26 protein-coding genes are annotated in these 24,124 nt (G+C 62.1%); 11 read left to right on the forward strand and 15 right to left on the reverse strand.

Translation table 11 applies throughout. The annotated features are described in order from the left end of the window. Positions 1 to 1,107 (forward strand): electron transfer flavoprotein-ubiquinone oxidoreductase (locus tag ACPYOI_RS25580; protein WP_481423545.1); only part of this gene is annotated, 1,107 nt, incomplete at its 5' end. A gap of 3 nt (positions 1,108 to 1,110) precedes the next feature. Here the strand turns inward: ACPYOI_RS25580 and ACPYOI_RS25585 are convergent. The 3 genes from ACPYOI_RS25585 to ACPYOI_RS25595 form a co-directional block, all read right to left on the reverse strand. Next, positions 1,111 to 1,479: a type II toxin-antitoxin system VapC family toxin gene (locus ACPYOI_RS25585; protein ID WP_481416261.1), complete on the reverse strand. Its 369-nt coding sequence runs from the start codon at positions 1,477 to 1,479 to the stop codon at positions 1,111 to 1,113. Beyond that, positions 1,476 to 1,673 (reverse strand): type II toxin-antitoxin system VapB family antitoxin, encoded by a 198-nt coding sequence (locus ACPYOI_RS25590; RefSeq protein WP_168828929.1) that lies wholly within the window; start codon positions 1,671 to 1,673, stop codon positions 1,476 to 1,478. Before ACPYOI_RS25590 ends, ACPYOI_RS25585 begins: the two co-directional genes overlap by 4 nt. Before the next feature lie 91 nt (positions 1,674 to 1,764). Continuing rightward, positions 1,765 to 2,673 carry a DMT family transporter gene (locus ACPYOI_RS25595; protein ID WP_481416260.1) on the reverse strand — a complete coding sequence of 303 codons (909 nt, stop codon included), beginning with the start codon at positions 2,671 to 2,673 and terminating at the stop codon, positions 1,765 to 1,767. 145 nt (positions 2,674 to 2,818) lie between these two features. On the opposite strand from ACPYOI_RS25595, the gene ACPYOI_RS25600 reads away from it, so the two are divergent. The 5 genes from ACPYOI_RS25600 to ACPYOI_RS25620 all read left to right on the forward strand — a co-directional run bounded on the left by ACPYOI_RS25600 (position 2,819) and on the right by ACPYOI_RS25620 (position 7,161). Then, positions 2,819 to 3,292, forward strand: coding sequence for an Lrp/AsnC family transcriptional regulator (locus ACPYOI_RS25600; RefSeq protein WP_481416259.1), 474 nt, complete (start codon positions 2,819 to 2,821; stop codon positions 3,290 to 3,292). Between the two features lie 107 nt (positions 3,293 to 3,399). Beyond that, positions 3,400 to 4,332 (forward strand): ABC transporter substrate-binding protein, encoded by a 933-nt coding sequence (locus ACPYOI_RS25605; RefSeq protein WP_481416258.1) that lies wholly within the window; start codon positions 3,400 to 3,402, stop codon positions 4,330 to 4,332. A 27-nt stretch (positions 4,333 to 4,359) separates the two neighbouring features. After that, positions 4,360 to 5,358: a FecCD family ABC transporter permease gene (locus tag ACPYOI_RS25610; RefSeq protein WP_481416257.1), complete on the forward strand. Its 999-nt coding sequence runs from the start codon at positions 4,360 to 4,362 to the stop codon at positions 5,356 to 5,358. Beyond that, the gene (locus ACPYOI_RS25615; protein WP_481416256.1) at positions 5,355 to 6,356 is read left to right on the forward strand and encodes a FecCD family ABC transporter permease; all 1,002 of its coding nucleotides are present in this window, start codon (positions 5,355 to 5,357) and stop codon (positions 6,354 to 6,356) included. The genes ACPYOI_RS25610 and ACPYOI_RS25615 overlap by 4 nt, the downstream gene beginning before the upstream one ends. After that, entirely contained in the window at positions 6,349 to 7,161 is an 813-nt protein-coding gene (locus ACPYOI_RS25620) for an ABC transporter ATP-binding protein (protein WP_481416255.1), read from the forward strand. Before ACPYOI_RS25615 ends, ACPYOI_RS25620 begins: the two co-directional genes overlap by 8 nt. Here ACPYOI_RS25620 and mgtE read toward each other — a convergent pair. After that, positions 7,142 to 8,518 (reverse strand): magnesium transporter, encoded by a 1,377-nt coding sequence (gene mgtE / locus ACPYOI_RS25625; RefSeq protein WP_481416254.1) that lies wholly within the window; start codon positions 8,516 to 8,518, stop codon positions 7,142 to 7,144. The genes ACPYOI_RS25620 and mgtE overlap by 20 nt on opposite strands. Positions 8,519 to 8,802: 284 nt before the next feature. Beyond that, positions 8,803 to 9,816, reverse strand: coding sequence for a zinc-binding alcohol dehydrogenase family protein (locus tag ACPYOI_RS25630; protein ID WP_481416253.1), 1,014 nt, complete (start codon positions 9,814 to 9,816; stop codon positions 8,803 to 8,805). 104 nt (positions 9,817 to 9,920) lie between these two features. On the opposite strand from ACPYOI_RS25630, the gene ACPYOI_RS25635 reads away from it, so the two are divergent. Beyond that, positions 9,921 to 10,316, forward strand: a complete 396-nt coding sequence (locus ACPYOI_RS25635; RefSeq protein ID WP_481416252.1) for a winged helix-turn-helix transcriptional regulator — start codon at positions 9,921 to 9,923, stop codon at positions 10,314 to 10,316. Here ACPYOI_RS25635 and ACPYOI_RS25640 read toward each other — a convergent pair. Next, positions 10,284 to 11,504, reverse strand: a complete 1,221-nt coding sequence (locus ACPYOI_RS25640; protein WP_481416251.1) for an MFS transporter — start codon at positions 11,502 to 11,504, stop codon at positions 10,284 to 10,286. The two genes, ACPYOI_RS25635 and ACPYOI_RS25640, sit on opposite strands and share 33 nt — an antisense overlap. Before the next feature lie 310 nt (positions 11,505 to 11,814). On the opposite strand from ACPYOI_RS25640, the gene ACPYOI_RS25645 reads away from it, so the two are divergent. Next, positions 11,815 to 12,765: a diacylglycerol/lipid kinase family protein gene (locus ACPYOI_RS25645; RefSeq protein ID WP_481416250.1), complete on the forward strand. Its 951-nt coding sequence runs from the start codon at positions 11,815 to 11,817 to the stop codon at positions 12,763 to 12,765. Here the strand turns inward: ACPYOI_RS25645 and ACPYOI_RS25650 are convergent. After that, entirely contained in the window at positions 12,762 to 14,144 is a 1,383-nt protein-coding gene (locus tag ACPYOI_RS25650; protein ID WP_481416249.1) for a glutamine synthetase family protein, read from the reverse strand. The two genes, ACPYOI_RS25645 and ACPYOI_RS25650, sit on opposite strands and share 4 nt — an antisense overlap. Before the next feature lie 53 nt (positions 14,145 to 14,197). Here ACPYOI_RS25650 and ACPYOI_RS25655 point away from each other — a divergent pair, with 53 nt between their 5' ends. Next, a complete protein-coding gene (locus tag ACPYOI_RS25655) occupies positions 14,198 to 15,565 on the forward strand; it encodes an aspartate aminotransferase family protein (protein WP_481416248.1) in 1,368 nt (455 codons plus the stop codon). Here ACPYOI_RS25655 and ACPYOI_RS25660 read toward each other — a convergent pair. The 3 genes from ACPYOI_RS25660 to ACPYOI_RS25670 are packed head-to-tail and all read right to left on the reverse strand — an operon-like array spanning position 15,562 to position 19,589. Continuing rightward, on the reverse strand, positions 15,562 to 17,070 hold the full coding sequence (locus tag ACPYOI_RS25660) for an ArnT family glycosyltransferase (RefSeq protein WP_481416247.1): 1,509 nt from the start codon (positions 17,068 to 17,070) through the stop codon (positions 15,562 to 15,564). The genes ACPYOI_RS25655 and ACPYOI_RS25660 overlap by 4 nt on opposite strands. A gap of 1 nt (position 17,071) precedes the next feature. Then, positions 17,072 to 18,556, reverse strand: a complete 1,485-nt coding sequence (locus ACPYOI_RS25665) for a glycosyltransferase family 39 protein (protein WP_481423548.1) — start codon at positions 18,554 to 18,556, stop codon at positions 17,072 to 17,074. 19 nt (positions 18,557 to 18,575) lie between these two features. Continuing rightward, positions 18,576 to 19,589: a glycosyltransferase family 2 protein gene (locus ACPYOI_RS25670; RefSeq protein WP_481423546.1), complete on the reverse strand. Its 1,014-nt coding sequence runs from the start codon at positions 19,587 to 19,589 to the stop codon at positions 18,576 to 18,578. A 75-nt stretch (positions 19,590 to 19,664) separates the two neighbouring features. Between ACPYOI_RS25670 and ACPYOI_RS25675 the strand changes: the two genes are divergently transcribed. Continuing rightward, positions 19,665 to 20,627, forward strand: a complete 963-nt coding sequence (locus ACPYOI_RS25675; RefSeq protein WP_481416245.1) for a lysylphosphatidylglycerol synthase domain-containing protein — start codon at positions 19,665 to 19,667, stop codon at positions 20,625 to 20,627. On the opposite strand, the gene ACPYOI_RS25680 is transcribed toward ACPYOI_RS25675, so the two are convergent. The 4 genes from ACPYOI_RS25680 to ACPYOI_RS25695 are packed head-to-tail and all read right to left on the reverse strand — an operon-like array spanning position 20,595 to position 22,931. After that, the gene (locus tag ACPYOI_RS25680) at positions 20,595 to 21,839 is read right to left on the reverse strand and encodes an RNA polymerase sigma factor (RefSeq protein ID WP_481416244.1); all 1,245 of its coding nucleotides are present in this window, start codon (positions 21,837 to 21,839) and stop codon (positions 20,595 to 20,597) included. The two genes, ACPYOI_RS25675 and ACPYOI_RS25680, sit on opposite strands and share 33 nt — an antisense overlap. Positions 21,840 to 21,842: 3 nt before the next feature. Further along, the gene (locus tag ACPYOI_RS25685; protein WP_168828947.1) at positions 21,843 to 22,202 is read right to left on the reverse strand and encodes a YciI family protein; all 360 of its coding nucleotides are present in this window, start codon (positions 22,200 to 22,202) and stop codon (positions 21,843 to 21,845) included. A 3-nt stretch (positions 22,203 to 22,205) separates the two neighbouring features. Continuing rightward, complete coding sequence (locus tag ACPYOI_RS25690) at positions 22,206 to 22,565, reverse strand: YciI family protein (RefSeq protein ID WP_481416243.1); 360 nt, start codon at positions 22,563 to 22,565, stop codon at positions 22,206 to 22,208. A 9-nt stretch (positions 22,566 to 22,574) separates the two neighbouring features. Then, on the reverse strand, positions 22,575 to 22,931 hold the full coding sequence (locus ACPYOI_RS25695) for a YciI family protein (protein ID WP_481416242.1): 357 nt from the start codon (positions 22,929 to 22,931) through the stop codon (positions 22,575 to 22,577). A gap of 154 nt (positions 22,932 to 23,085) precedes the next feature. Between ACPYOI_RS25695 and ACPYOI_RS25700 the strand changes: the two genes are divergently transcribed. After that, positions 23,086 to 23,307, forward strand: a complete 222-nt coding sequence (locus ACPYOI_RS25700) for a hypothetical protein (protein WP_481416241.1) — start codon at positions 23,086 to 23,088, stop codon at positions 23,305 to 23,307. 3 nt (positions 23,308 to 23,310) lie between these two features. On the opposite strand, the gene ACPYOI_RS25705 is transcribed toward ACPYOI_RS25700, so the two are convergent. After that, positions 23,311 to 24,124, reverse strand: an 814-nt coding sequence (locus ACPYOI_RS25705; RefSeq protein ID WP_481423547.1) for an AMP nucleosidase, incomplete at its 5' end; no start/stop codon positions are given.

A 24,124-nucleotide genomic window follows, 5' to 3' on the forward strand; every position in this document is an offset into this window, starting at 1 on the left:
CTGATCGGCGAAGGCGTGCGCGGTTCGCTCGCCAAGCAATTGATCGCCAAGTTCGATCTCTCGAAGGATCGCGAGCCCCAAAAATTCGGCATTGGCCTCAAGGAGCTCTGGGAGGTGAAGCCCGAGAACCACAAACCGGGCCTCGTGCAGCATTCCTTCGGCTGGCCGCTCGGCTTCAAGACCGGCGGCGGCTCGTTCCTCTATCATCTGGAAGACAACCTCGTTGCCGTCGGCTTCGTCGTCCACCTGAACTACAAGAACCCCTATCTCTATCCGTTCGAGGAGTTCCAGCGCTTCAAGACGCATCCGGCAATCCGCACCACCTTCGAGGGCGGCAAGCGGCTCTCCTACGGCGCCCGCGCCATTACCGAGGGCGGATACCAGTCGGTGCCGAAGCTCTCCTTCCCGGGCGGAGCGTTGATCGGATGTTCGGCCGGTTTCGTCAACGTGCCGCGCATCAAGGGCAGCCATAATGCGGTGCTCTCGGGCATGCTGGCGGCCGACAGGATCGCTGCTGCGATCGCGGCGGGCCGCGCCAATGACGAGGTCGTCGAGATCGAGACCGACTGGCGTGCCAGCGACATCGGCAAGGACCTGAAGAGGGTGCGCAACGTCAAGCCGCTGTGGTCGAAGTTCGGCACCGCAATCGGCGTGGCGCTTGGCGGCTTCGACATGTGGACCAACCAGCTCTTCGGCTTCTCTTTGTTTGGAACGCTGAAGCACGGCAAGACCGATGCGGCTTCCCTGGAGCCCGCCGCGCAACACAAGCCGATCGCCTATCCCAAGCCGGACGGCGTTCTGACCTTCGACCGTCTCTCTTCGGTGTTCCTATCGAACACCAACCACGAGGAAGACCAGCCGGTGCACCTGCAGGTCAAGGATATGGCGCTGCAGAAATCGTCCGAATACGGCGTCTATGCCGGTCCCTCGACCCGCTACTGTCCGGCCGGCGTCTACGAGTGGGTGGAGAAGGATGGGCAAGAGACCTTCGTCATCAACGCCCAGAACTGCGTCCACTGCAAGACCTGCGACATCAAGGACCCCAACCAGAACATCAACTGGGTGCCGCCGCAGGGCGGCGAGGGACCGGTCTATCCGAACATGTGAAGTTCAGGCGTTGCTCAGGCTCACGCCCAACGCCGACGCCGTCTTTTCGAGTCGTTTATCTCTGGTCCAGAGACGTGCTTCAGGTGTCAGCAGGACGGAGGCCAGCAGGTGTGCGTCGACATAGCCGATGCCTATGCCGTAAAGCTTTCGCTGTTTGATAAGGTGGAGAACATCTTCATCTGACGCTTTGACGGCCTTCGGCAAAAGCTCAAGGCTGCTCAGCACCAGGTCATATTGCGGTAGGTTGCCGAGGCTGATTTCACCGATAATGAAAGGATGAGAGAGAACTTCCCGTGCTTCCAGAAAATCGCGCAAATTTGGATCACTTGCCCGCAGATGGTCGACCCATACCGAGGTGTCGACAAGGATCATTCGTCGCCCAGCCTGCGGCGCGGCGGTGCAACCAAATTGGGTGCGCTGCCGCCGAGCCGGGCAAGCGTCCGCGCCGCCTCGCGTTCTACGAGAGCGCGGAGCGCTTCCCGAACAATCAAGGACGTTTCCGCAATACCGGTCGCGTCACGCGCTTTTGACAAAAGTTCGTCGTCGATGCTTAACGTTGTGCGCATCACCTGTCTCCTACGCATCAAAATTAGCATCACATGATGCGGCTTTCAATGCATCGGCAAAGCGGGCACCCGGCGGGCACTACTGGCTTTTCTAGCGCCCCCGAGCCGCGATGCCGGTCGAAAGCGCAACGCCGATCCCGGTGATGACGGCGGCCGATATTTCCGCAACACCGATTTCCTCTCCGAGCAGCACGCCGGCGCCGATCGTGGCCAGCACCGGCGTGATCGCCGTGAAGGCCGCCGCCTGCGTGCCACCCAATGCATGCACGGCAAGGCCATAGGCAACGGTTGCGGCAAGACCCGAGAGGACACCTTGGGTCAGCATCTGCAGGCCGACCTCGGCAAGCGGGGCGCTCGCGATGGAGGTGCCGAAGATGAAGGCAAGGCCGGCGTGGATCAGAAATGACCAGATGGCGATGATCGCGCTTGCCTGCACTGCGGTCAGGCCCGAGCGCCGGAAGGCGTGCGTGTAGGCTGCCCAGAGGATTGCGCCCATCGGCAACAGGACGAAGCTGGTCCAGGGGAGGGCAGTCCCTGCAAGGCTGCGGACGAGCAGAATGGCGACGCCCACGACGATCGCCGCCAATCCTAGCCAGCGCGAGACATCCGGTCGTTCGCGGAAAATGACGACGCCGATGAGGGCGGCAGCGAGCGGCATGGAGCCACCGAGCAGGATTCCGGCCGCAGAGGCAGGGGTCGAATGAATCGCCGAAGTGGTCAGCTGGAAGAAGACGGCGCCGGCGCCGGAAACCATCATGGCAAGCAGGCCAAGCGGCACCCCCTTCGGTAGCAGGCCGGTTTTTAGCCAGACCGGTGCCAGCACGAGCGCCGGGATGCCGTAGCGGATCAGACCGATATCGATCGTCCCGAGCTGTGTTGCCGCGCTGTGACGTGTCGCAAGGATCCAGGCCGCCCAGATCAGGACCGTAACAGCGGCTCCCGCATATCCGACGGACGTCGAGGCGGATTTGGCATTGTTGGTGAAGGCAAGGACGCTCATGGATCTATCCTCTCATTGTCATCGGATCGCTGTCCGGTTGAGAAAAGAATAGGCGAGGAGTGCGGGGCATGTCCTTGCTATCTATGGCGCGAAAGCGGTACCGTAAGCAATGATCTGCCAAAATATGCGAAGGAATTTAGCAATCATGCCAAATTTGGATAAATTCGACTTAGCGATCCTGAAGTGTCTTCAGGAGGATGCGCGGGCGACCAACGTCGAGATTGCCGAGAAGGTCAATCTGTCGCCGTCCCCCTGCCTGCGCCGAATCCGCAACCTCGAAAAGACGGGCGTCATCCGCGGCTACCGCGCTGATATCGACCGCAAGGAGGTTGGCCTCGGCTTGACGGTTTTTGTCGAACTTAAGGTCGCCCACCACAGCCGCGAGAACGCGCAGGCGCAGGAGGCGGCATTGCTTGCCATTCCCGAAGTGGTCTCGTGTTTCCTGATCTCAGGAACGGCGGACTTCCTGGCGGAAGTCGTGGTCGAGGACCTGGCCGCTTACGAGCGGCTTCTCACCGATACGCTGCTGACCTTGCCGAATGTCAGCGACATCCGCTCGAACTTCGCCATTCGCAGCATGAAGACTCACGGGCCGTTGAAGCTGCCCGAAGGAAAATAAGGTGAGTTTTTTTGTAAACTTTACTTGAAGTCTGCACGTCAATTCTGTAGCGGAAAATTTAAAAGCGGGAGCTGCCTCCCGTCGCCCGTTTCAGCTGGGAGTTTGACATGAGCATATTGCAGAACCCGATTTCACGCCGCCATTTTGGCCTCCTCCTCGGCGCCGCCGCAGCGGCAGCCGCAACCAGGCCGGCCTTCGCGCAAGATTCAGCCCGCACGATCAAGCACCAGCTCGGCTCGACGGAGATCAGTGGCAAACCGCAGCGCGTCGTCGCGCTGGAATTCTCGTTCGTCCAGGCGCTGGACGCCATCGGGGTTGTGCCGGTCGGCGTGACCGACGACAACCAGCCGAAGCGCATCGAGCAGCTGCTCGGCAAGAAGATCGACTACAGCTCCGTCGGCACGCGCCTCGAGCCGAATCTCGAGCTTGTCAGCGCCCTGACGCCCGACCTGATCATCGCCGATGAAATCCGCCATTCCGCCATCTATTCGCAGCTCAGCACCATTGCTCCGACGATCGTGCTAAACAGCTGGGAGGGCAGCTACCGGACAATCAAGGACGGCGTCGTCACAATCGCCGATGCGCTCGGCGACAAGACAAAGGGTGAAAAGGCGGTCGCAAATCACGAAGCGGCAATCGCGGCCCTCGTCACCAAGATCCCGGCGGGCGAGAAGCGCCGCTTCCTTCTGGCGGTCGCAACGCCCGATTCCATGAGCCTCCACACTTCGTCGTCCTTCACCGGCTCCGTCTTCAAGGCGATGGGACTGACGCCTGCAGTCGACTCCTCCGATGCCGTGGAAAGCGGTGCGGGCCTCGAGCGGCTGATCGCCGTCAATCCCGATGTACTGCTGGTCGCAACCGATGCCGGCGGCACGGTGCTCGACCAGTGGAAGGGCAACAGCGCCTTCGCCAACATTTCCGCGGTCAAGGATGGCAAGATCTTCGAGGTAGACCGCAATCAGTTCTCGCGCTTCCGCGGCCTGAAGACGGCCGAGATGGTTGCTCGGGAAATCCTGGCCAAGGTTTACAGCGCAGCGTGAGCGGCAGTGAGCGGCAAGGCGGCAGCGATGGCAGTTAAGGCGGGCTGGCGGCTGCAACCGCTCACCCTCGGCTGCCTGCTGTTTGCCGCTCTGGTTGCGGTGATCGTCGCAGCCGTCTGCTTTGGCGTTTCGGAACTGCCGGTTCTGCGCGCCTTTTTCCTCTTTATCGCGCCCGATGGCTCGCCGGACAGCGCGCTCGTCTGGGACGTGCGCCTGCCGCGTGCGCTGCTCGCCGTCATGGTCGGCGCCAATCTGGCGGTCGCGGGCGTGCTGATCCAGACCCTGACACGCAACCCGCTCGCCTCGCCGCAGACCTTCGGCATCAATGCCGGGGCGTCGCTTGTCATCGTCCTCTGCCTGATTGCTTTTCCGCCCCTGAAGGGAGCAGGCACCGTATGGCCGGCCTTCGCCGGCGCTGCGGCGGTCGGGCTTGCGATGTGGGCGCTTTCGGTCTCGGGCGCCATGAACGACATGAAGCTGGCGCTCGCAGGCATTTCCATCCAGCTCGTTCTTGCGGCCCTGGTTCAGGCAATCCTGATCGCCAACAATGCGGCGCAAGATATTGTCTACTGGCTGGCCGGATCGATCAACGGCGCCCAATGGGAGAAAGTCTGGATCATCCTGCCGTTCACTCTGCTCGGCGGCGGCGCAGCACTTCTGGCCGGGCGCCATTTCGGCGTGCTGGCGCTCGATGAGACGACAGGCCTTTCTCTCGGGCAGAACGCCACGCGGGTCGGCGGGCTGGCGGCGCTGCTGATTGTCGTGCTGGCCGGTTCGGCCGTTGCCGTCAGTGGCCCGATCGGCTTCATCGGCCTGCTGGTGCCGCATATCATCCGGCGCATGGTCGGCGGCGACCAGCTGACCCTGATTGCGCTGAGCGCCATCGCCGGTCCGCTGCTCCTCAATGCCGCCGATCTCGCGGGCCGCGTTGCAGCCTACCCATCCGAAATGCCGGTCGGCATCGTCACTGCGCTGATCGGCGCTCCGGCTTTTTTGCTGATCCTCTGGAGGCAGCGGATCAGATGAACGCGCTTGCCGGACGCAACATGCGGGCGCTGACGGTCTGCCTCACCATCGCCTCCCTTATTGCGGTCCTTGCCGTTCTCGGCATGACGATCGGGGCTGTGACGCTGAGTATTGCTCAGGTGCTGGACGGTATCGGCGGTGGCAAGAACGCTTTCATCGTCATGCAGTATCGGGCGCCGCGTGTTGCCGTCTCGATCCTTGCGGGCGCCTCCTTCGGCCTCGCTGGCGTCTTCCTGCAGGGGGCACTCCGAAACCCGCTGGCCTCGCCGGATGTCGTCGGCATCACCAAATGCGCCGGCCTCGGCGCCTTCCTTGCCGGGATGATGGCTCCTCCCGCCTGGGCGATCTGGGCGATACCGGCAGGGGTAGTGGCAGGGGCAATTCTTGGCGCCGTCCTATTGCTCGTCCTCGGCCGTGCCTTTGGCGGCGGCATTGCGGCGCTTGCGCTCGTCGGCGTCGCGCTCGGCATGCTGGCGCAGGCACTGACGCAATATGTGATGGTGATCTTCCCGACCCGTGCCGACCAGTCGATGGTCTGGCTTGCCGGCAGCGTCTACGGCAGTTCCGGGACCGACGTGCTGATCCTCGGTCTCTGGCTGCTCGCCTGCCTGCCGCTCCTCCTGCTCGCGGCCGCGCGCCTCGATGCCGGCGGTTTCGGTGACGACACGCTGATCAGCCTCGGCATGTCGCCGGGCTGGCTGCGCGGCGGGCTGATTGTCGTTTCCGTGCTGCTCTGCGCAGGCGCCGTTGCCAGCGTTGGCAGCATGGGGTTTCTTGGCCTGCTTGCGCCGCATGCCGCCCGCCTCCTCGTCGGTCCCCACGCCAGACATCTCGTGCCCACGAGCGCGCTGATGGGAGCTCTCGCGCTGTCGGCCGCCGATCTTGCCGGACGGCTCGTGGCGCTGCCGAACGAGATCCCGGCCGGCATCGTCGCCGCGGTGATCGGCGGGCCTTATCTGATTTTCCTGCTCATCAAGGAGACCGGCCGCCATGAGTAGCGCCGCGCAATCCCGCCTTGCCGGAGAAAGGCTGACCCTGGGCTATGCCGCTCTCCAGGTGCTCGAAAGTGTCGATGTCTCCATTCCCGATGGTCGCATAACCGCGCTGATCGGTGCGAACGGCAGCGGCAAGTCCACTCTGCTCAAGGCGCTCGGCCGCATCATCGAACCGGCCTCAGGCACGGTCTATCTTGACGGCAAGGAGATATCCGCGATGCAGGGCAGGGCGATCGCCCAGAAGCTCGCATTGCTGCCGCAGAGTCCTGTGTCGCCGGATGGCCTCACCGTCCGCCAGCTCTGCCGTTTCGGCCGCCATCCGCACAAGGGCCTGCTGTCGCGCACCAGCGCGCATGACGAGGACGTGGTGGATGGAGCACTTGCCGCCACCGGGCTTACCGATCTAGCTTCGCGGCCGCTCGACCGGCTCTCGGGCGGCCAGCGGCAACGCGCCTGGATCGCGATGGCGTTAGCGCAGGAGACGCCGATCCTGCTGCTCGATGAGCCGACAACCTATCTCGATATCGCACACCAATTGGAGGTTCTGGAGCTGCTGCGCGAGCTCAATCGCGATCGCGGCTGCACCATCGTCATGGTGGTCCATGATCTGAACCACGCGGCCCAATACGCCGATCACATCATTGCCGTTGCGGATGGCGGCATTCACGCGGCAGGAAGCCCCGGCGAGTTGCTGACGCCGGAGCTCATCAAGGCCGTCTTCGGGATCGACGCCGCGGTCGTCCCGCATCCTGTGAATGGCACGCCGCTTTGCCTTCCGCTCGCCCCTGCTAGAGAAGCGTCCCGCTGAGGATCAAGAGGGCAACGGAGAAGTAGATCACCAGTCCGGTCACGTCGACCAGCGTCGCGACGAAGGGAGCCGATGCCGTTGCCGGATCGAGCCGCAGGCGCTGCAGCAGGAACGGCAGCATCGAGCCCGACATCGAGCCGAAGGTGACGATGCCGACGAGCGCCGCAAAGACGGTGATGCCGACAAGCACCCAGTGCGGGCCGTAATCGTAAAGCCCGGCCGTCTGCCAGAAGATGACGCGGAGCAGGCCGACGAGACCGAGGATCGCGCCGAGCACGAAGCCGGTCGGCAGTTCGCGCAGCAGCACCCGCCACCAATCGGACAGCTTGAGTTCTCCGACTGCCAGCGCACGGATGATCAGCGACGTCGCCTGCGAACCGGAGTTGCCGCCCGAGCTCATGATCAGCGGAATGAAGAGCGTCAGCACGACCGCCTTCTCGAGTTCCCCTTCGAAATGCTGCATGGCGCTTGCCGTCAGCATTTCGCCGAGGAAGAGGGCACAGAGCCATCCGGCGCGCTTGCGGATCATGCCCGCGAAGCCGACCTTCATATAGGGCTTGCCGAGCGCTTCCATGCCGCCGAATTTTTGCGCGTCCTCGGTCGTATCGGCAATCATCGTATCGATGACGTCGTCGACGGTCACGATGCCGAGCATATGGCCGTCGTCACTGACGACCGGCAGCGCCAGAAGATTATGCTTGCGGATCAGCCGTGCGACCTCCTCCTGCGTCATCAGCGGGTCGCAGCGAACAACCCCTTCCTTCTGCGCAACCGTGAGAACGGATTCGCCGGGATCGCCGGTGATAAGGCGGCGCAGTGTCACGACATTGGTCAGCACCTGCGTTAGCGCGTCGAGGACGTAGATCGCATAAACTGTCTCGCGTGAGCGTTCGACCCGGCGAACGTGGTCGAGCGTCTGCTGGACGGTCCAGCTATCCGGCACGCTGACGAACTCGGTCGTCATGATGCCGCCTGCCGTGCGCGGCGGGTAGCCCATCAGGTGCTTTACGGCGAGCGCCGTGGGGCGGTCGAGTTTCGCGAAAAGGGTGGCGCGCGAATCCTCGTCCAGCTCATGGAAGATGTCGGCGACGCGGTCGTTCGCGGTAGAGTTCAGCAGCCGCGCGGCATGCTCGACCGGCATTTCGGCGAGGATTGCGGCAGCGTTGTGCAGTTCCGGCCTGCCGAGAATACGGACGGCCTTCTGCTGCGGAAGCGTAGCGAGGATGGCCGCTGCCTCCGGGATTTCGAGTCCGTTCAAACGCTCGACGCGCTCTGCGGTGGTGACCGCTCCGAGGCTGTCGCTGGCGAAGAAACGGGCGGCATGCCCTGCCCGCAGGGGGAAGCGATTGAAGTTCATTAGCTCGCCTTTCCGTCGATCCGCCGTAGCGTCCGATCGGGCGAGCCCGGAGCAACCAGGTTAGCGCGAAAGGGCCGCGTACGGCAAAGGCAATCGACTGCTACTGTCGCTTGGCATCTGATTGATGGCTCCGTTGATATCCGCGGCTGACGAGCGTCATCCGCGTGTCATACTACGTGGTCCTGAACACTGAAAAAGTCAACTAGGATAGATGGTTAATGGCAGAATGCCGCACCGTCAGGCGCGGCATTCTTTGAGAACATGATTTACCGGATGTTTCCGGTTCAGAAGCCGGCGAGAACAGCCTTGCCCTTCATCCTGCCGCTCTCGATCATCGCATGCGCCTTCTTCAGGTTGGCTGCGTTGATCGTACCGACGGTTTCGCTGAGCGTCGTGCGGATCTTGCCACTATCGATAAGCTCGGAAATCTGGTTGAGCAGCTTATGCTGTTCGATCATATCCGGTGTCGAGAAGAGCGGCCGGGTAAACATAAGCTCCCAGTGCACCGAAACCGATTTACGCTTGAACGGCACGACATCGAGCACCTTCGGATCATCGATCAGGGCGAAGCGGCCCTGGGGCGCGATCGCCTCGACGATGTTGACGATGTGAGAATCCGTATTGGTGGTCGAGAAGATGAAACCCGGCGCGCCGATGCCGAGTTCCGCGATCTGCGGCGCGATCGGCCTCGAGTGATCGACGACATGGTGCGCGCCGAGTTCCTTGACCCATTCCTTCGTTTCCGGACGGGAAGCGGTCGCGATGATCGTCAGGTCTGTCAGGGCTCGGGCGATCTGGATGGTGATCGAGCCGACGCCACCAGCACCGCCGATGACGAGCAACGAACGTGCCGCGCCGGGCACCGGATCTTGAACCTTCAACCGGTCAAACAGCGTCTCATAGGCGGTGATCGACGTCAGCGGCAGGGCGGCAGCGGCGGCGAAATCCAGGCTTTTCGGCTTGCGACCGACGATGCGCTCGTCGACGAGATGAAACTCCGCATTCGAGCCAGGGCGATTGATCGCGCCAGCATAATAGACTTCGTCTCCAGCCTTGAAGAGCGTGACATCCGGCCCGACGGCCTTGACGATGCCGGCGGCATCCCAGCCCAGCACCTTGAGTTCATCGGCAGCGGGCGCCACGCCGGCGCGCACCTTCGTGTCGACCGGATTGACGGAAACGGCCTTGATCTCCACGAGCAGGTCGTGTCCCATCGCTTCCGGCACCGGCAGGTCGACGTCGATCAGCGAGGTTTCGGCGGAAATGGGCTGCGGGGTCTTGTAGGCGACGGCGCGCATGGGGAAACTCCTGTGTTCGTTGCACGGAGGCTAGATGCGTCTTATGCTCTATAAGCGCAAGAATGCACAAATTCTGTACGTAGTACCAAAAAGGATACTGTCGAATGTCGCTGCCCCGCGCCAAGCTGACGAAGAATTTCCCCGGCTGCCCAGTCGAAGCAACGCTGAGCTATCTGGATGGAAAGTGGAAGGGCGTGATCCTGTTCCATCTGATGGATGGAACGCTGCGCTTCAACGAGCTGCGCCGCAAGCTCCCGGCAGTGACGCAGCGGATGCTCACCAAGCAGTTGCGCGAACTGGAAGAATCCGGTCTCGTTTCGCGCACCGTCTATCCGGTCGTGCCGCCGCGCGTGGAATATGCGCTGACCCCGCTCGGCGAAACGCTGAAGCCGGTCATTCGTGCGCTGGCGGCCTGGGGCGACGAATATGTCTTCTGCCGCCCCGAGGGCATGGAGCTGCGCGATCCGTCATGCGCTTCCGTTGCGGCGCTCGAGGCGTAGCGAGGCGGCGAACACGAACATTCCGAGGAACGACAGGAACGCGCCGACATAACCGGTGGCTGCAAAGCCGTAGCCCCAAGCGATGACCAGACCGCCGAGCCAGGCTCCGAGGGCATTGGCGATGTTGAAGGCGGAGTGATTGGAGGCGGCGGCAAGCGTCTGCGCATCGGCCGCAACATCCATTAGCCGGGTCTGCAGGGCAGGACCGGCGGCAAAGCCGCAGCCGACGAGGAAGACGCAGAGCGCCAGCATGAACGGGCTTGAGGCGGTCAGCGAAAACAGCGTCAGCACGACGATGTTGAAGACCAGCGAGCCGCCGATTGTGCCCATGATCGATTTGTCGGCGAGCCAGGAGCCAACGATGTTGCCGGCGTTCATGCCGAGGCCGAAGAGGATCATCATCACAGCGACCATGCTTTCGGGCAGCATCGCGACCTTCATCGTGGTGCCGGCGATATAGCTGAACATCGCGAACATGCCGCCATAACCGACCGCTGCGATCCCGAGCGTCAGCAAGACTTGCGGCCGCCGGAAGGCGCCGAGTTCGCGCAGGAAGCTTGCGCCGTCATCCACCTGATCACGCGGCACGTAGTACCAGATGAGCGCCACTGTCACGAGCCCGATGACGCCTACCGACGTGAAGGCGACGCGCCAGTCAAGCGACTGGCCGAAGACGGTTGCGAGTGGCGTGCCGAGCAGGGTTGCGATCGTAAGGCCGAGCATTACCCGGCCGACGGCGCGGGCTCGCTTGTGCACTGGCACCATCGACGCGGCGACAATCGCGGCGACGCCGAAATAGGCGCCATGCGGAAGGCCGGTGATGAAACGCAGTATGATGAAGCTCTCGAAGGTCGGCGCTAAGGCGCTTAGAATATTGCCCACAGCGAAAATGCCCATCAGCAGAAGAAGCAGCGAACGGCGCACCATCTTGGCCGCAAGGACCGCAATCACCGGAGCGCCGATGACGACGCCGAGCGCATAGGCGCTGATGACATAACCGGCCTGCGGTGTCGTGACCGAAAAAGTATCGGCCACATTCGGCAGCAGGCCCATGATTGCGAACTCACCCGTGCCAATGCCGAAGCCGCCACAGGCGAGCGCCAGCTGCACCAGCGCGACTGCCATGGGCGAGGGGGCTTCGGAAACCGGACTGGAATCGATGGAATCGTCTACGGCGATCTGGCTCACGGGAGCTCCTGAGGCATGTCTCAATGGCAAACGATCCGGAAGCTTCGTGTTCGCAGGACGGTTGGCCGGGCTATGGCGGGAAGGGAGGTACGTACCTCCATCTTCCACTCTATCCCTGATTGCCCGCAAAGCGTCGAGTGCGTTTTTTGCAGTGCAGCGTCCTGCTATCTGCATATGTCCGTTGCAATATTTGCGTTTGTGCGTTTCGCGGACCTGCCTCGCCGCGGGCACACGGCGCTTGAAATGAAAGAGGCTCAGACCAACTTACGCACACAGGACTGAGACGCGCGATGCGGGAGCAGCACGCCTGATGAAGCTTGTAGGTTTTTTCAACAAAGACGGCGGTACCTTCAGAACCACGGATATGGAGGCCTATGAGAAGCGGGCGGAGGCGACCTTCCGGGAAGCGGGGCATGACTTCGAGGCCATCGTCTTTTCCGGCAGGGAGATCGTTCCCGCTATGGAGCGCGCTGCCCGGCGCGACGACATCGACGGCATCGTTGCCGGCGGCGGCGACGGCACCATTTCGGCAGCGGCCTCGATCGCCTGGAAGAACGGTGTCGCCCTTGGCGTGATCCCCGCCGGCACCATGAACCTTTTCGCCCGCTCACTGAAGGTCCCGCTCGATATCTGGCAGGCGCTTGATACCTTGGCCTTTGGCGAAGTCGATCACGTCGACATTGCCAGCGCCAACGGCCGGCCCTTCATCCACCAGTTTTCGGCGGGGCTGCACGCGCGTATGGTGCGCTACCGCAACTCCTTTAGTTACCGCTCCCGCCTCGGCAAGATGCGCGCCAGCGTCCGTGCAGCCTTCGGCGTCATTCTGAATCCGCCCGAATTCGAGGTCGATTTTGAAGCGGCCGGCGTTCACGAGCGTCGACGGGTATCCGCCGTCTCGGTGTCAAACAACCCCTTCGGCGCGAACGCCCTGCTTTATGCAGACAGCCTCACCAGCGGCGAACTGGGTTTTTATACCGCCAACCCCTTGAAACCGCTTGGCGTCGCACGCTTGGCAGTCGATCTGCTAAGAGGCAAAGTGAGGGAAAATGCCGACGTGATGATCATGCATCCGGCGGAAGTCCATCTCCATTTCCCCAAGCTGCGTGCCAAGGCAAACTGTGTCATGGACGGCGAGCTTCTGCCGCTCGAGCGCGACGTTTTCATCAAGCTGCATCCCGAGGAACTGAAGGTGCTCGTAAAACAGGGCCTTGCCTCGCAGATGGAAGAGGCCGAACGCCGCGAACCGGCTGCGTGGCTCTAAATTCGCGGCAGATAGGTCCGGTAGTCGAAATCCGACACGGTACGCAGATAGGCCAGCGCCTCCTTGTATTTCGTGTCGCCATAGAGCTTCTGATAGCGCTCGCCGAAGGCATCCTTGATGAAGGGCGACGCGCGGAAGGCTTCGACCGCCGTCAGAAAATCATGCGTCAGCCGTTCCGTATTCTCCGGGACATGGGACGGCGTCGTCTCTTCGCCGGGATCAAGCTCGTTGTCGAGGCCGAGCAGCATTCCGCCGAGAATTGCCGCGAGCAGCAGATACGGATTGGCATCCGCCCCGGCGACGCGATGCTCGATGCGCGCTGCCGGCCCGTTGGCGTCGGGAATCCGGATTGCCGTGCCACGGTGTCCTGTGCCCCAGGTTAGATCGACCGGGGCGAAGGAGCCCGGCTGAAAACGGCGATAGGAGTTGGCGAAGGGCGCGAAGATCAGCTGCGCCTCCTGCATCGTGTTGAGCAGTCCGGCACAGACGGATTTCAGTCTCTTCGGCTCTCCGCCCTTCGCGTCGAGGATGTTGCGGCCATCCTTGTCGATGATGCTGGCATGCACATGCAGCCCCGAACCGGCGTGGTCGGAATAGGGCTTGGCCATGCAGGTCGATTTTAAGCCGTGCTTGCGCGCCGCCTGTTCGGCGATGCGCTTGAGGTAAATGCAGTCGTCGGCGGCCGCCAGGGCATCGGGCCGGTGCAGCAGGTTGATCTCGAACTGTCCGGGGCCGAACTCGGCCGTCGTCGCATCCGCCGGCAGGTTCTGCGCTTTGGCATAGGCACGCACCGTCTGGAGATAGTCATGGAGCGCATCGACGGCGCTCATGTCATAGAGCTGGAAACCGTTCGGCTCGCCGCGATAGCTGAGGCTCTTCGGCGGCGAAGGCCGACCGGTGTCCCGCCAGTCCGGCTCCACCACGTAGAATTCGAGCTCCGTCGCGACGACCGGCGTGAGACCGCGCTCATCATAGCGCTTCAGCACGGCGGCCAGGATTGCCCGCGGATCCATGAAGCTCGGGCTGCCGTCGAGTTCGTGCATCGTGGCGAGCACCTGCAGCGAGCCTTCCGGCGCCCAGGGCATCGGTGCAAGGCTGCGCGCATCGGGAAAGCAGTTGCCGTCCGGATCGCCGATCGTCAGGGACAGACCGGTGATGTCGTCGTTGTCGTCGCCCCAGATATCCAGCGATTGCGTCGAGGTGGGCAGGCGCACTTCGCCCGCCCAGATTTTCTTCTGCGCGTCGAGGGGGATCTGCTTGCCGCGCAGGTCCCCGTTCATGCCGACGATCAGGATCTCGATCCGCGGTTCGCCCTCCGCAGCTTTGCCGTGCACGATGTCAGCCGTCATGATCTTGAAAATCCCCTCGGACAAGGCCAAGGTCGTAGCTCATTGAGACGAGCCTTTCAATCTCAGAGGGTGTTTTGCAAATCATGTCCGATACTTACCCGCTCTCAAATCTCGCCGCCATCGATGCCGCCCATCATCTGCATCCCTTCTCCGACATGAAGAAGCTGAACGCCGACGGCACGCGCATCATCCAGCGCGGCGAGGGCGTCTACATCTGGGATAGCCAGGGCAAGAAGTATCTGGACGGTTTTGCTGGCCTCTGGTGCGTCAATGTCGGCTATGGCCGCAAGGAGATCGCCGATGCCGTCATGCGGCAGATGAATGAGCTGCCCTACTACAACACCTTCTTCGGCACCACGACCATACCCACGACGCTGCTCTCCGAGAAGGTGACGTCGCATGCCGGTCCGCGCTTCAACCATGTCTTCTTCACCGGCTCGGGATCGGAAGCGAACGACACCTGGTTCCGCATGGCGCGCGTCTACTGGAGCGCGGTCGGCAAGCCCTCGAAGAAGATCGTGATCGCCCGGAAGAACGGCTACCACGGTTCGACCGTCGCCGGCGCCAGCCTGGGCGGCATGAAATACATGCACGAGCAGGGCGATCTGCCGATATCAGGCATCGCCCATATCGGCCAGCCTTATTGGTATGGCGAAGGCGGCGATCTCTCGCCTGCCGAGTTCGGCCTCAAGGTCGCTTGCGAACTGGAGGCGAAGATCGATGAACTGGGCGAAGACAATGTCGCCGCCTTCGCGGCGGAGCCGATCCAGGGTGCTGCGGGCGTCATCATCCCGCCGGAGACCTATTGGCCGGAAATTGCCCGCATCTGCAAGGCCCGCAACATCCTGCTCGTCTCCGACGAAGTGATCTGCGGTTTCGGGCGGCTGGGCGAATGGTTTGGCCATCAGTATTTCGGCGTCGAGCCCGATTTCGCGCCGATCGCCAAGGGCCTGTCGTCGGGTTATCTGCCGATCGGCGGCGTGCTCGTCAGCGATCGCATCGCCGATGTGCTGATCAACGAGGTCGGCGAGTTCAACCACGGCTTCACCTATTCCGGCCACCCGGTCTGCGCCGCGGCGGCACTCGAAAACCTGCGCATCATCGAGGAGGAAAAGCTGGTCGATCGCGTCCGCGACGACATCGGCCCATATTTCGGCAACGCCTGGAGCGCCCTCCAAGACCACGACCTCGTCGGCGAAGCCGTCAGCATCGGCCTGATGGGTGGCCTGCAATTGACGGCCAGTAAGAAGACGCGCACTCGCTTCGAAAAGCCCGACGCGATCGGTGCCCTGATCCGCAACCATGCGCTCGCGAACGGTCTCGTGTTGCGAGCGACCGCCGACCGTATGCTGGCGTCTCCGCCGCTGGTAATCAGCCACGAGGAAGTGGACGAAATGGCGCGGATCGCAAAGATCGCCCTCGATGCTGCTTGGGCTGATTTGAGACCCTAATCGGCAGGCGCGACCCACGCGTAGCCGAAACGGTAGGAATCGTCGTTGTGGGCGTAGTAATATGGAATCTCGATCGTCGAAACTTTGGGCGTGACGCCGGTCAACTCCGCAACCGATCTCAGCCATTCGGCAGCTTTAGCGGGTAGGGCACCGCCTTCTTTTCGACCCAACTGCCAGACGATGAGAATTGGGTGCTGTTTCGAGATCGGGACTGCAGGCGTGAACCCCGGGTAGTCCAGTGAAATCACGGTGACCGGCAGGAGATCCTTCCGCAAATTTCCGGCAAGGAGGCTGCTTTCCGCCACAATCGCACTCGGTTCGCCCTGTTGCCGGAGTGCGGCGGCAAGCCGCGCATAGGGCGTATTCAGGCGCTCATAATCGCCGTTGAGACTTGCCGCCGCAATACGACCGAAGAGGATCCCGGGAACTGCGATCATGATCGTCGCGATGATCGGCATGAGGCGCCGCAAGGCATTCGGAACATGGACGTTCGACGCCTCGATTTTCAGGCAGAGATAAAGGGGCGCGACAAAGAAGAGTGGAACCAGCCAGCGGTCTTTGACATGGGCTGCTCCGCCGAAGACGACCAGAAGGAGGATGCCGAGGATGGCAAAGAGCATCATGCGCTCGAAGAGCCGCGTCCATTCCGATCTGCCGGAGACGGCCGAGAAAAACGGCTTGCCGAACGCGATCGCGAAGACCAGCATTGCCACGGCGCAAAAGCCGATCACGGCCAGTATGAGTGAGCCGGAGCCCATCGCGACCTGCACGAGGTAGCTCGCGTTGCCGCTGTCCGTCAGTTTCTCCAGTGTCCGGGCTGTGGCGAAGCCGAGGTTGTCCTTGAGCCAGAAGAGATGCGGCAGGGTGATGACGAGCGCAGCGACGGCGGTCACCACCGTGCGCCAGTCGAAAACGCGCTTGCGCATCTCAGGGTCGAGCAACGCCGCCAGAAGCGCCGAGGCGGGCAGGAGGGCGAAATTGTATTTCGACAGCAGGCCGATGCCCAGGCCGACGCCCGCCACGAAATATGACAGCATGTCCGGCTTTTTGAGCGAGCGGACAAATCCGTAAAGAAACAGGCAGCCGGAGAAGAACACGGCGACCGTGTGCGTCAGGTCGCGCTGCATTTCGAACGCGATCTGCGGAAGCGTCAGAAGCCCGAGCATCGCGATTGCCGCGAGCATGCTGCTCTTCAGGATCATCCGGGCCGTGAGGCCGTAAAGGACGTAGGAGGCAAACAGCAGCGTATTCTTGACAACGGCCAGCGACAGCAGCGAGACGCCGCTGAGCGAAAAGGCGGCATATTGCAGCCAGTTATAGAACGGCGGCTGGGGACCATAGCCAGCGGCAAGCCATTGCGAGCGGAAGGACTGCTCCGCTTCATCAAGCCCGAGCGTCGGTGGCATCGCTATGCGGACCGCGATCTGGACCAAAAAATATGCGGCAAGCAGGGCAAAAACCCATCGCATATCGATCTGGCGGGTCGCGTAGCTGCGCTCGGTCATTTCATTTCCATTCAAGCCAGGCGTAGCCGAGCGCAAACGTGTCGCCGTCCTTGCCGAAGTGGTAGGGAAGCGCAAGCGTGCCGATCTCATCCGGTTCGATGCCGCTGTTCTTCAGCCACGTCGACAGGCCGGCCGGCATTGCCGCATCCTTCGGAGTCGGTCCGCGCCAGACGAAAAGCAGCGGTCGTTCCGCGGTAGCGTCCACCGGGATGCCCGGACCGGGAAAGCCGGAGATCATGACCGGTACGTCCGGCCATTGAAGCCGAAGATTCCCGCCGAGCCATCTGTCGCTCGCGATGATGAGGGCAGGGCGCCGCTGTTTGGTCACCGTCTTGGCGAAGTCCGCGAAGGGAACGTTCAGCTTCGTATACGAACCGATGTATTCCGCTCCGGCGACCCTTGCGGCAAGTATGACCATCACGAGCGTCATCAGCACGGGGACAGAGCCCAGGAAACGCCTGATGCCAAGCGAGAAATCGCCGCCCGCCACTTCGAGCTTGCGGAAGAAATAGAGGGGAAGGACCAGCAGAAACGGATCAAGCCAGCGTTCGCGGATATGGGTCGCGCCGGTTACCAGGATCACCACGACGATCGCGATGAGGCTAATAATGATCATCCGCTCCATCAGCCGCGTCCATCGATCACCCGCCGAAAGCGCCCGCAGAAAATCGCGCCGGAAGGCGGCAGCAAAAATGGCGACGGGGAGGGCGGCGAACGCGACGATCGCAATGACAAGCGAGAGCAGGCCTTCGGCCGCTTGGAAAGCACCATTCCCTTCTCCGCTATCGATCATCTTGCTCAGCGTGCCGGCGGACGCCAGTTCGATGTTCCCGTAAAGCCAGAGGAGATGCGGCAATGTGATCGCCAGTGCGACTGTCAATGCCGGCAAAATCCTCCAGTCGAAGATCCGGCGCCGCCACTCCCGGTCCGGGATCGCGGCGGCAATTGCAATGAACGGCATCAGTGCGAAATTGTATTTCGAGATAACGCCGATCCCGGTCGCGATCCCGAGAACGAGATAGCTCAGCACGGTCGGACGCTTGAGTGTCCGGAAGAAGGCGAAAAGGAAGAGCGATGTCGCGCACAGCAGTGCGACCGTATGCGTCAGGTCCTGCTGCGCCATGTAGGAAACCTGCGGCAGGGTGATCAGCGCAAGCATCGCGGCCGCCTGAAGCACCGGACTCTTCAGCACTTCACGCGCGGCGAGGCCATAGAAGACGTAACACAGAAAGAGCAGCAGGTTTTTCGGAATGCTCAGCGCCCAGATCGACGGACCCGCAACGGACATGATCGCATATTGCAGCCAGTTATAGAACGGCGGCTGCGGCCCGTAGCCTGCCAGCAGATATTGCGAGTAGAAGGTCTGCTCCGCCTCGTCGAGTTCTAGGGAATGCGGCAGGGCGGCGCGAAGCGCGATGTTCAACAGGAAATAGATGGCCAGCAGCGCGCTCGCGCTGCCGATCGTCCTGCCAAAACGTTGCGTCAGCGAGTCGCCTCGCCGTTTGTCAAACGTCGCTTCCATCGAAAATCTGCCGCACGATGTAGTTCGGCGACGCGTCGTCGCGATAGTAGGTGCGCGCAATCATTTCCGCCAGAATGCCGGTGGTGATCAACTGCACCGACGATAGCAGGAGGACGACGCCGACCATCAGCATCGGGCGTGTGCCGATATCGTTGCCCATAATGAATTTGTCGAAGAAGAGGTAGAGCAGGATCAGCGCGGCGATCGCCCCGATACCAAGGCCGAGAGAGCCGAAGAAATGCCCGGGCCGCGCCTTGTAGCGCATGAAGAACATCACCGACAGCAGGTCGAGGATCACGCGGAAGGTGCGTGAGATGCCATACTTTGACTGGCCGTGCTGGCGGGCATGGTGGGTCACGGCCATTTCGCCGATGCGCGAGCTTGGGACGACGCCTGCGACCCAGGCCGGGATGAAGCGGTGCATTTCGCCCATCAGCTTCACCTGCTTGATGATCGAGGCACGGTAGATCTTCAGGCTGCAGCCGTAGTCGTGGAGCTTCACGCCGGTGATGCGGCCGATCAGGTAGTTGGCGCACCAGGATGGAATCTTGCGAAGCAGCAACCCGTCCTTGCGGTTCTTGCGCCAGCCGACCAAAAGGTCGAGTTCGCGGCGCTCCAGTTCGGAGACCATCGACGGAATGTCCTTCGGATCGTTCTGCAGATCGCCGTCCATCGTCGCGATCAGCCGGCCTTGCGCCGTGTCGATGCCGGCCTGCATTGCGGCGGTCTGGCCGAAATTGCGCTGCAGCTCCACGATCCTGAGCGTAAGGCCTTCACGTCCTACATACTTGCGGGCGTTGACGAGGGTCGCATCGGTGCTGCCATCATCGACCAGGATGAGTTCCCACCGGCTGGGGTAGGCCAACATCGCATCGCATATCCGCTCGACGAGCGGGCCGACACTTTCCTCTTCGTTGAACACCGGCACCACAAGCGAAAGTTCAAGCGACTGGATCAGATCATTTGCGCTTTGAAGCGACTCGGACGTTGTCTGCAACTCTTATTGCTCCTAAAAGGCCGTCATGGCCAGTCGAGCGGCATTTGGGACCGCTGAAGTCAGGAAGCCTAGTACATGAACTCTCCGGTTGGCGCTAGCCGACAATCCTGGTTTGCGCGCAATCGCATGACGCTGCTCACAGTCGCGATCGTCGCTGCCTATGCGCTTTTCATCGAATGGTTTTGGGGGTGGTCGGTAATCATCGCTCAATGGGCGGCCGTCGGCGTCATCCCGATCCTCGTGGCGCTTGTATTGCTGACCAGCACCTACTTCCTGCGCACATGGCGCATTCTCGACTATTTCCCGCGGGAGACGAAAGGTCAGTTTCGCGCCCTTTTCCGCGTGACGCAGATTCACAATCTGCTCAATATCATGCTGCCGTTCCGCACCGGCGAGACGAGCTTTCCGGTTCTCATGCGCACGGAGTTTGGCATTCCGCTGACGCGGGGGACCTCCGCACTTCTTGTCATGCGCCTGCTCGACCTGCACGCGCTGCTTGCCGCAGCAGGCATGGGGATTGCGGTAGCCGCTCCGGATGCTGTCCTTGCCTGGGTCTTGTGGGCTGCATTTCTGTTGCTGCCGGTTGGGGCCTTTCTTGTGCGCAAACCGTTGCTGCGCATCAGCTTCAAGCTCTTTCCCGCCAAGGCGCAACACTTCCTTTCCGAGATCGAAAACGGCCTGCCCGTAAATGGCGTTGCATTCGCACGTGCCTGGGCCATGACAGCGGTGAACTGGCTGGTGAAGGTCGTCGTGCTCGCCTGGGCGCTCAGCCTCATGGGCGTTCTGCCGCTGACGGCAAGTTTCGGCGGAGCGCTCGGTGGCGAGCTTTCCTCGGTGCTGCCGGTCCATGCGCCGGGGGGCGTCGGCACCTATCCGGCGGGGATAACCGCCGGCGCAGTCGCCTTCGGCGCTTCGAGCGGGAAGGCGGCGCTCGCCGCGCTCGCCCAGGCGAGCATTAATGCACACTTGCTGATTATCGTCTCCGCCCTGACGGGAACGGCGATCTCACTGCCGCTCGGGCGCCGCCGTCAGCTCTGAGATCCTCTTTCGCAGGAAAGCCTGTTCGGGTCCCTGATGGCAGAGCGAGAGGGCGCGTTCGTAAGCCGCGATCGATTCCTCCCTGCGGTCCAGCTGCCGCAGGAAATCGGCGCGTGCGGAATGCGCCAGATGATAGCTGCCGAGTTTGCCGGATTCCATGATGCCCTCGATGAGCTCGAGCCCTCTCTGCGGTCCCTCCGACATTGCAATCGCCACGGCGCGATTGAGTTCGGCAACAGGCGAAGGCTGTGCTTCGATCAGCAGATCGTAGCAGGCGGCAATCCGGGGCCAATTCGTCGCCTCCGGCGTTTGGGCCTTGGCATGTTCGGCGGCGATGGCCGCCTGGACGGTATAAAGCCCGATTTCGTCGGGCTCCATCGCCCGCCGCAAGAGCCTCAAGCCTTCCTTTATCTTCCGCGGATCCCAAGCCGATCGATCCTGCTCGGCAAGCAGGATCAGACTGCCATCCTCGCCGCGCCGCGCAAGGCTGCGGGAATCCTGCAGCAACATCAGCGAAAGAAGACCGGCGACATCGGGATGCGGAAGAAGTTCCTCCACCAGCCTCGCCAGCCGGATCGCCTCGCCAGTCAGATCCGTCCGCGTCACCTCTGCGCCCGAGGAGGCGGAATAGCCCTCGTTGAAAACCAGGTAGATGACATGCAGAACGCGGTCGAGCCGTTCGGGAAGTTCATCGAGGTCGGGAACTTCGTAGGGAATGCCGGCTGAACGGATCTTGCTCTTGGCCCGAACGATGCGTTGGGCGACCGTCGGGGCCGAAACGAGGAATGCGTGTGCGATCTCCTCGGTCGTCAGCCCGCAGACTTCGCGAAGCGCCATCGCCATCTGCGCGTCGGCCGGAATGGCCGGATGGCAGCAGGTGAAGATCAGCCGCAGCATGTCGTCGCCAATGAGCTCCATGTCGCCGATCTCCGTAGCCCCGGCTTCGCTGTAAAGGCTGTCTTCGATATCCTTGAGCGACGCATCGAAGCGCGAGCGGCGGCGCAGATGGTCGATCGCCTTGTGGCGACCGGTGGAGACAAGCCATGAGAAAGGATTGGCGGGAACACCATCGCGCGGCCATATGCGCGCTGCTGCCGCAAAGGCGTCGTGCAGCGCTTCCTCCGCACGGTCGAAATCTCCGAGCAGGCGGATGAGCGTTGCCAGCACCCTGCGCGATTGCGACCGGTAGATGTCCTCGATCAGTTTCTCCAAGCGCTACTCCGGTAAAGTCAGCATACGCACCGGCCGCAGTTCCACGGCACCAACACGCGCCGAAGGGATGCGCGCGGCAATCGCCTTCGCCGCCACATCATCAGGCGCTTCGATGACGTAAAGGCCGGCAAGATGCTCCTTGGTTTCGACGTAGGGCCCATCGGTTGCCTGCAGGGCATTGTTGCGAACCCTGAGCACCGTCGCCTTTTCCGGCATCTCCAGCGCATCCGCATGGATCATGATGCCTTTGCGGCGAAGCTCCTCGTCGAAGCTGAAATGCGCTCTGACGATCTCGTCGGTTTCCTTCGGCGTCAGCGTGCCATCGACGTCGGCGGAATTATAGATCAAGCAAATATAGCGCATCTTTCATTCCCCGTCCTTGATCGAATAGGCCGGTCGCACTTCGATCGAGGCATATTCCACGATCGGAAAAGCCGAGGCGATTTCTGTCGCCTCGTCGATGTCCCTGGCTTCGAGCAGCACGAAGCCGCCGAGATGTTCCTTGATTTCGGCAAAGGGGCCGTCGGTCGCCGATAGGGCACCGTTATGCCTGCGGACCGTCATCGCCGTCGACGGATTTCGCAGGGCGAGGGCGGTCAGCAGATGCCCACTGTCACGCCAGCGATCATCGCTCTCGATGCATCTTTGGGTGAGCGCATCCCACTCTTCCTGGGGCACGAGTTTGCTCTTTTCCGTGTCGAACCAGATCTGGCAGAGAAACTTCATAGGCGCCTCCTAACCGTTCTTGAAATCGTAGATCGGGCGGACCTCGATGCTGCCCAGTTTGGCAAGCGGAATACCCGCCGCAACGCGGATCGCGTCGTTCAGATCCTTGGCTTCGATGAGAATGAAGCCGCCGAGTTGTTCCTTGGTCTCCGCATAGGGGCCATCGGTGACCGACATTTCGCTGTTGCGGACGCGTACGGTCACGGCCGTTTCCGGCGACTGCAGGGCTTCCGCATGGATCATATGGCCGCTTGCGGCGAGGTCCTCGTCGTATCCGAGCGAATCCCTGTCGAGGGTCTTCTTCTCTTCCTCCGTCATGCGCTCGAGCGCCGAAGGCTCGAACCAAACCTGGCACAGATATTTCATTGCTGACGTCCTCCCGGCTGCCTCTCACAGCCTGTTGACGAAGAGACTAGGCGGAATTCGACAGCAAAGGAAAAAATCTTTGTTCGCGCTCTATTGTCGAAATGGCGGACGCGCATTCGACAAGGCTCCATCGATCACATCGAGGAGCACGGACATGGGAATCCTGGAAGTCGCCATCACGAATTTCATCTGCGCACGGCGAAGGGCCGAGAGGCTGGACGTGCTTTACCACGCGGATATTCGAGAGGTTCTTGTGCGGCTGGTCGCCGCATTCGCTGTCTTTGCAGCCGTCATTGCCGGGCTGCAGGTCTCCAGCACGCACAACGTCGATCCGCAGCGGCTTGCGGATCGCGTCGCATCGGCAGAAGCCAGATAATCGTTATTGGAACGCCGTCTCGAAGAAGCTGCGAAGCTTGCGGGAATGCAGCGCTTCGGGCGGCATTGCCGCGAGCTTCTGGATGGCGCGGATGCCGATCTTCAGGTGCTGGTTGACCTGGGTGCGATAGAAGGCGCTTGCCATGCCTGGCAGCTTCAACTCGCCGTGCAGCGGCTTGTCGGAAACGCAAAGCAGCGTGCCGTAGGGCACGCGGAAGCGAAAGCCGTTGGCCGCAATCGTTGCCGACTCCATATCGAGCGCGATGGCACGGGCTTGCGAGAGCCGCTTGACGGGGCCGCGCTGGTCGCGAAGTTCCCAGTTGCGGTTATCGATCGTTCCGACGGTCCCCGTGCGCATGATGCGCTTCAGTTCGAAGCCTTCGTAGCCGGTGATTTCCGCAACCGCCGCTTCCAGCGCAACCTGCACTTCGGCAAGCGCCGGGATCGGAACCCAGACCGGCAGGTCGTCGTCCAGCACGTGGTCCTCGCGCATATAGGCATGCGCCAGAACATAGTCGCCGAGGCGCTGGCTGTTGCGCAGGCCCGCGCAGTGGCCGAGCATCAGCCAGGCATGCGGGCGAAGCACGGCCACGTGGTCGGTAATGGTCTTGGCATTCGACGGGCCGACGCCGATGTTGATCATGGTGATCCCGGCGTGGCCCTTCTTCTTGAGATGATAGGTCGGCATCTGCGGCAGGCGGGCGAGCGTAACGTCTGTCTCCGGCTGGCTGGATCCCGCATGGGTGATGATATTGCCCGGCTCGACAAAGGCCGTATAGCCGTCTTCGCCGCCCCCCTTGGCCATCATCTCGCGCGCC

It is taken from the genome of Rhizobium sp. SVR5-2C, assembly GCF_056755115.1.

What these genes read in the sequence shown, in the direction of transcription:
- ACPYOI_RS25660 (WP_481416247.1), bottom strand. Translation starts at nt 17,070, where the DNA reads ATGACCGAGCGCAGCTACGCGACCCGCCAGATCGATATGCGATGGGTT.
- ACPYOI_RS25605 (WP_481416258.1), top strand. Translation starts at nt 3,400, where the DNA reads ATGAGCATATTGCAGAACCCGATTTCACGCCGCCATTTTGGCCTCCTC.
- ACPYOI_RS25695 (WP_481416242.1), bottom strand. Translation starts at nt 22,931, where the DNA reads ATGAAATATCTGTGCCAGGTTTGGTTCGAGCCTTCGGCGCTCGAGCGC.
- ACPYOI_RS25600 (WP_481416259.1), top strand. Translation starts at nt 2,819, where the DNA reads ATGCCAAATTTGGATAAATTCGACTTAGCGATCCTGAAGTGTCTTCAG.
- ACPYOI_RS25595 (WP_481416260.1), bottom strand. Translation starts at nt 2,673, where the DNA reads ATGAGCGTCCTTGCCTTCACCAACAATGCCAAATCCGCCTCGACGTCC.
- ACPYOI_RS25655 (WP_481416248.1), top strand. Translation starts at nt 14,198, where the DNA reads ATGTCCGATACTTACCCGCTCTCAAATCTCGCCGCCATCGATGCCGCC.
- ACPYOI_RS25610 (WP_481416257.1), top strand. Translation starts at nt 4,360, where the DNA reads ATGGCAGTTAAGGCGGGCTGGCGGCTGCAACCGCTCACCCTCGGCTGC.
- ACPYOI_RS25690 (WP_481416243.1), bottom strand. Translation starts at nt 22,565, where the DNA reads ATGAAGTTTCTCTGCCAGATCTGGTTCGACACGGAAAAGAGCAAACTC.
- mgtE (WP_481416254.1), bottom strand. Translation starts at nt 8,518, where the DNA reads ATGAACTTCAATCGCTTCCCCCTGCGGGCAGGGCATGCCGCCCGTTTC.
- ACPYOI_RS25585 (WP_481416261.1), bottom strand. Translation starts at nt 1,479, where the DNA reads ATGATCCTTGTCGACACCTCGGTATGGGTCGACCATCTGCGGGCAAGT.
- ACPYOI_RS25615 (WP_481416256.1), top strand. Translation starts at nt 5,355, where the DNA reads ATGAACGCGCTTGCCGGACGCAACATGCGGGCGCTGACGGTCTGCCTC.
- ACPYOI_RS25700 (WP_481416241.1), top strand. Translation starts at nt 23,086, where the DNA reads ATGGGAATCCTGGAAGTCGCCATCACGAATTTCATCTGCGCACGGCGA.
- ACPYOI_RS25630 (WP_481416253.1), bottom strand. Translation starts at nt 9,816, where the DNA reads ATGCGCGCCGTCGCCTACAAGACCCCGCAGCCCATTTCCGCCGAAACC.
- ACPYOI_RS25645 (WP_481416250.1), top strand. Translation starts at nt 11,815, where the DNA reads ATGAAGCTTGTAGGTTTTTTCAACAAAGACGGCGGTACCTTCAGAACC.
- ACPYOI_RS25590 (WP_168828929.1), bottom strand. Translation starts at nt 1,673, where the DNA reads ATGCGCACAACGTTAAGCATCGACGACGAACTTTTGTCAAAAGCGCGT.
- ACPYOI_RS25635 (WP_481416252.1), top strand. Translation starts at nt 9,921, where the DNA reads ATGTCGCTGCCCCGCGCCAAGCTGACGAAGAATTTCCCCGGCTGCCCA.
- ACPYOI_RS25675 (WP_481416245.1), top strand. Translation starts at nt 19,665, where the DNA reads ATGAACTCTCCGGTTGGCGCTAGCCGACAATCCTGGTTTGCGCGCAAT.
- ACPYOI_RS25685 (WP_168828947.1), bottom strand. Translation starts at nt 22,202, where the DNA reads ATGCGCTATATTTGCTTGATCTATAATTCCGCCGACGTCGATGGCACG.
- ACPYOI_RS25620 (WP_481416255.1), top strand. Translation starts at nt 6,349, where the DNA reads ATGAGTAGCGCCGCGCAATCCCGCCTTGCCGGAGAAAGGCTGACCCTG.